Raw genomic sequence first — 583 nt, 5'->3', positions numbered from 1 at the left:
TATTGCGATTGGTATCGGCTTGGATAAAACAGGCTTGGCCTCTGCATTAGCACACGCGATAGACTATGAGTCGCTGTCCCCTGCAGCTGTAGTCATCACGCTGTCTATCGTGTGTTGGTTAATGGCGAACTTCATGTCGAACACCGCGACGGCCAACTTGTTGATGCCAATAGCCGCGGCAATTGGCGCTTCTATGGAGAGCTTGGCAACGATTGGTGGCTTACAAGGGCTATTGGTTGTGGTTGCCTTCTCAGCATCACTCGGCATGATTCTTCCGGTATCAACGCCACCGAATTCACTGGCTTACTCAACCGGACTTATCGAAAGCAAAGACATGGCGAAGATGGGGATCATATTGGGTATTGTCGGCTTGCTCTTGGTCTACCTCGCCCTGTTTATCATCACCTAGTAGACATTCAACGCTCACTTCTATTACGGACTAAGGCGCTAAATGTAAATTTAGCGCCTATTCGCTCTGCATCACGAATAACGGCTAGAGCAAGCAGTTGATTTTTAAATCAATAAGCAACTGTGACTTTACTTCACTGTTTAGCAAAAAGCAGAATAAATATATTTATAATTT

Annotated in this window: 1 protein-coding gene; it reads left to right on the top strand. The window is 45.8% G+C overall.

Annotated elements, in window-relative coordinates; translation table 11 throughout:
• On the top strand, positions 1-409 hold a 409-nt coding region (locus BCT81_RS25630), incomplete at its 5' end, for an anion permease (protein ID WP_198596962.1).
• Between the last annotated feature and the right edge of the window lie 174 nt (positions 410-583).

The organism is Vibrio sp. 10N.261.52.A1 (assembly GCF_002876325.1).
GTDB classification, from domain to species: Bacteria; Pseudomonadota; Gammaproteobacteria; order Enterobacterales; family Vibrionaceae; genus Vibrio; species Vibrio chagasii.
This window is presented reverse-complemented; position numbering and strand designations above follow the sequence as displayed.